The 4,284-nt window shown below is 63.0% G+C and carries 5 protein-coding genes; all 5 read right to left on the bottom strand.

What is annotated here, in order from left to right:
• On the bottom strand, positions 1–1,196 hold a 1,196-nt coding region (locus ABIV12_RS07985), incomplete at its 3' end, for an isocitrate dehydrogenase kinase/phosphatase AceK regulatory subunit (RefSeq protein ID WP_348058032.1).
• A 104-nt stretch (positions 1,197–1,300) separates the two neighbouring features.
• Positions 1,301–2,560, bottom strand: coding sequence for an NADP-dependent isocitrate dehydrogenase (icd, locus tag ABIV12_RS07990; protein ID WP_348058038.1), 1,260 nt, complete (start codon positions 2,558–2,560; stop codon positions 1,301–1,303).
• A gap of 188 nt (positions 2,561–2,748) precedes the next feature.
• Positions 2,749–3,243, bottom strand: a complete 495-nt coding sequence (locus ABIV12_RS07995) for a hypothetical protein (RefSeq protein WP_348058040.1) — start codon at positions 3,241–3,243, stop codon at positions 2,749–2,751.
• Between the two features lie 18 nt (positions 3,244–3,261).
• Complete coding sequence (locus ABIV12_RS08000) at positions 3,262–3,573, bottom strand: LysM peptidoglycan-binding domain-containing protein (protein WP_348058042.1); 312 nt, start codon at positions 3,571–3,573, stop codon at positions 3,262–3,264.
• Between the two features lie 103 nt (positions 3,574–3,676).
• A partial coding sequence (locus tag ABIV12_RS08005; protein ID WP_348058044.1) for an NADPH-dependent 7-cyano-7-deazaguanine reductase QueF occupies positions 3,677–4,284 on the bottom strand: 608 nt, incomplete at its 5' end.

A 4,284-nucleotide genomic window follows, 5' to 3' on the forward strand; every position in this document is an offset into this window, starting at 1 on the left:
TCCAGCAACGCTGCGTCGATCTGCGCGAGCGGGAACCTCAGGTCGCGAAATTCCTGGGCATCGACCAGACGACCGACCCGGTCGTAGCGGAACACCAGTCGGTATTTCTCCTCGACCTGGCGTCGCCCGATGTCCTTCGGATACGCGAAGCGGTCGCGGATGACCTTGACGACAATCGGGTAGTCCTTTGGCGTGAACACCGCCATCACCATGCCGCGCTCGCCATCGGCGTGCACCAGCCGTTCCTGCGGATGTTGCGTGAGATGCCGGAACAGGTGGCGGTAGCGTTCGGTCTTGCCCTGCTTCAGGCGACCGAGCACGCTGTAAATCTCGCCGACCGGCTTGTGCGGCATCAACTCCTCGAGAAAGACGACGGTGTCGCCCACGGTGGGTAGATCCGCAAGAAACGCATTGCGCGCATAGCCGAACAGCATCGACACCTGGTCGGTATTGGTCAGCAACGCGTCGGCGCGCACGCCGGCCGGTGTACTCACCAACGCGATCACCATCGGCGTGCTGCCTTCCTCGTCGACCAGTCGTCCGACCAGGTACGCGCGTCGTTCGCGATAGAACAACGTGGGCAACAATTCGATCGCGCGAAGCACCATGCCGCTCTCGAGCGCCTGCTCGGCGATCTCGCGGGCAATGCCGAGCGCGCAGCGACTGCGGTCGACGTGTCCGTTGGCGAATGGATAGTCGGCCAGCAGGCGTTCGCAGGTGGACGCGAGATCGCCGTCGATCGCGTAGCGCGCCAGCGCAATCGTTGCAGCGATGCCGGTGGTCGGCTCGCAGTCGAGCGCAATGAACTCGCTGCGCTCATCGACGCCGCGGGTGCGGAAGAACCGCCGCGACAACGTGTTGAAGAAGGTTTTTGTGAGCTCGCGATCAATCAGCGGCTCGACGGCTTTCGCGTAGTCGTCGCGGATCGAATTCCACAGCGTTCGCGATCGCACACGATCATCGAGAAGAAGTTCGAGGCGCGCGAGCGTCTCGGCAACACACACGTCGTAGAGATCGATGCGCAAACCGGTGTCCGCCTGCGCCTGCGCCCAGTCGCGTCGCTCGAAGTGTCGCTTGGCGCGCCGGGTGATATCGGCAAAGCGCTCGTTGTAGTCGAGGAATGCGTCGACGATGAGCGCGGCGGCACGTGCGGGCATGCCCGTGGATGCGATGCCGCTGGTTGCAGGGATTGCCATGCGCCCGAGTCTAGCGCGCGTTCGTGCCGCAGAGCTCAGAGGGCTCTCGGGACCCGAAAAAAAGGGCGCCGAAGCGCCCTTGTTTCAATGGGTGTGCGGTTTCCTTACATCGCCGCAATCATCCGGTCGCCAAATTCCGAACACTTCACCTCGGTCGCGCCGTCCATCAATCGCGCAAAATCGTAGGTTACGTGCTTCTGGCCGATCGCCTTGTCCATTGCGGCAATGATCGTGTCCGCCGCTTCGGTCCAGCCCATGTAGCGCAGCATCATCTCGCCCGAGAGGATCTCCGAACCTGGATTGACCTTGTCGAGGTTGGCGTACTTCGGCGCGGTGCCGTGCGTCGCTTCGAACACTGCGTGACCGGTCACGTAGTTGATGTTGCCGCCGGGTGCGATGCCGATGCCGCCGACCTGGGCTGCAAGCGCGTCGGAAAGATAATCGCCATTGAGGTTGAGCGTTGCGACGACGTCGTAGTCGGCTGGGCGCAGCAGGATCTGCTGCAGGAATGCATCGGCAATCGCGTCCTTGACGGTGATCGTCTTGCCGGTGTTCGGATTCTTGAAGGTCATCCACGGACCGCCGTCGAGTTCGACTGCGCCGAACTCGCGCTGCGCGGTCGCGTAGCCCCAGTCGCGGAAGCCGCCCTCCGTGAACTTCATGATGTTGCCCTTGTGCACCAGGGTCACCGACGAACGATCGTTGTCGACCGCGTACTTCAGCGCCGCGCGCACGAGGCGCTCGGTGCCTTCGCGCGACACCGGCTTGATGCCGAAACCCGACGAATCGGGAAAGCGGATCTTCTTGTAGCGGTCGGGAAAATGCTCCTTCACCAGCGCGGCGAATTTCTTCGCGTCATCCGTGCCTTCCTGGAATTCGATCCCGGCGTAGATGTCTTCGGTGTTCTCGCGGAAAATCGTCATCTCGACCTTGGACGGATCCTTCACCGGCGAGGGCACGCCCTTGAACCAGCGCACCGGGCGCAGGCAGGTGTAGAGATCGAGCATCTGGCGCAGCGCGACGTTGAGCGAGCGGATGCCGCCGCCAACCGGCGTGGTCAACGGACCTTTGATCGACACGAGGTATTCACGGCATGCGGCGACGGTGGCGTCGGGCAGCCAGTTGCCGACTTCATTGAACGCCTTTTCGCCGGCGAGCACTTCCATCCAGTGGATCTTGCGCTTGCCGCCATAGGACTTCTCGATGGCCGCGTCGAGCACGCGGACGGTGGCCCGCCAGATGTCCGGCCCGGTGCCGTCGCCCTCGATGAACGGGATGATCGGCTGGTCGGGCACGCTCAGGATGCCGTTGGCGATCGTGATCTTCTCGCCGCCAGCAGGTGGCGTCGGGGTGAATTGCGTCATGCGGTTCTCCGGAGATTGCGGCGCCGTGGTCCGGAACAGGCCAGGCCGGCGCGGGTCGTCCATTGTCTCCTGTTCGCGGGGATCCGCAAAATCCGATGCGGTGCGCGGACTCTGTGGCGACCGGAACGCGCCCAAAAGAAAAGGCGCGGATTGCTCCGCGCCTTTTCCAAATCACCCTGAAAGGTGAATCACTTCACGCTGAAATCCTTGGTCGACACCGACTTGCCGTCGAGCATGATTTCAACTTTGTAGTTTCCGACCGGCCAGCCGTCCGGCTTGGCGATGTGGAACGTCGTCACCGACGCGCCGGTCGGTGCAATCGTCTGACTGGACTCGTTCACCGTCTGGCCGTCCTGGTAGGTCCACTTGGCCGCGAGCGCAGCGTTAGGCGCCGTGCCGGAGGTGGAAACTGCCGCGTAGATGGTGTCCTTGGCGCCAAACTCGGTCATCGGAGCGGTGACCTTCTGATCAGCACCGACTGCGGAGCCGAGGTCGACCGACGTCACTTCCACTTTCGCCGGAGCCGGAGCCATCGGCGCCGGGACCGGAGCCGGGGCAGGAGCCATTGGCGTGGCCGGCGGCGGCGTCGGTGCCGGAGCTTCCTTCTTTCCGCACGCGGACAATGCGAGCGCGCCGGCCATCGCGGCGATCAGGGTGAATTGCTGGGTGCGTTGCTTCGTCATCGTGTTGACTCCGTCATTTCAGGCGTTGGGACCCGCATCGGCGGGAAGCTTGAGTATTTGTCCCGGCTGGATCAGGTCGGGGTTTTCAAGTTGGTCGCGGTTCGCCTCGAAGATTTCCTTCCAGCGATTGGCGTTGCCGTAGAGGTGCTTGGAGATTTTCGACAGGCTGTCACCCTTTGCAACCGTGTAGGTCTTCGGCGCAACAACCTTGGCGGTCGAATCGACACCGGCGGCGACGTTGCCAAAATCTGCTTTCGGCGGAGGCGGCGCAGTCGTGCCAGCGCCCGATTGGACGTTTGAAAAATTCGGCTTGCTTGGCTCGTTCGCCATCCCCGCACTCCCGTTCAGTTAGGCGTTCACAATACACTCCCCCACGCTTAACAGCGTGTGAGCGTCTGCCGTGAGGGCTCAGTGGGACAACGCGCCCACGACCCTACTGGCGTGCACCGCGCAGATTGGCGGGATTGCCTGGGAGGGTACTGCGCCACGGATTGATGTCGAGTCCGCCGCGCCGTGTATAGCGCGCGTAGACGCTGAGGGCGGTGGGCGCACACCGGCGCATCAAGTCGATGAAGATGCGTTCGACACAGTGTTCGTGGAATTCCGCGTGTTCCCGAAAGGAGACGAGATAGCGCAACAAGCCTGCACGGTCGATGCGCGCTCCCTCGTAGCGGATCTGTACGCTGGCCCAGTCGGGCTGGCCGGTCACCGGGCAATTGGATTTCAGCAGGTTGGAGACGAGACTCTCGCACACGTCGGTCGCTTGGTCGGATCGCCGGAGCAGGTCCGCGTCGGGTGGTCCATAGTCGTCGAAATCGAGTGGCTGGGCGTCGATCGATTCGCCGTCGGGTTCGCCGATCGACGCATTCGCAAAGCGCTCCGGCACTGTCAGCACCACACCCACATCCGCCCCGCTCGCCGCCGAAAGATCACGCACCAGATGCGCGCGCAGCGCAGCAGCGTCCTGCAGCCGCTCGCGGTTGAAACTGTTGAGGTAGAGCTTGAACGATTTCGATTCGATGATCGCCGGTGAATTGGCAG

Origin of the sequence: Dokdonella sp. (assembly GCF_039926425.1) — a bacterium.
Lineage (GTDB): Bacteria > Pseudomonadota > Gammaproteobacteria > Xanthomonadales > Rhodanobacteraceae > Dokdonella_A.

Bases quoted from the DNA above. Each gene is read 5' to 3' on its own strand.
- icd (WP_348058038.1), bottom strand. From the start codon at position 2,560: ATGACGCAATTCACCCCGACGCCACCTGCTGGCGGCGAGAAGATCACG.
- ABIV12_RS08000 (WP_348058042.1), bottom strand. From the start codon at position 3,573: ATGGCGAACGAGCCAAGCAAGCCGAATTTTTCAAACGTCCAATCGGGC.
- ABIV12_RS07995 (WP_348058040.1), bottom strand. From the start codon at position 3,243: ATGACGAAGCAACGCACCCAGCAATTCACCCTGATCGCCGCGATGGCC.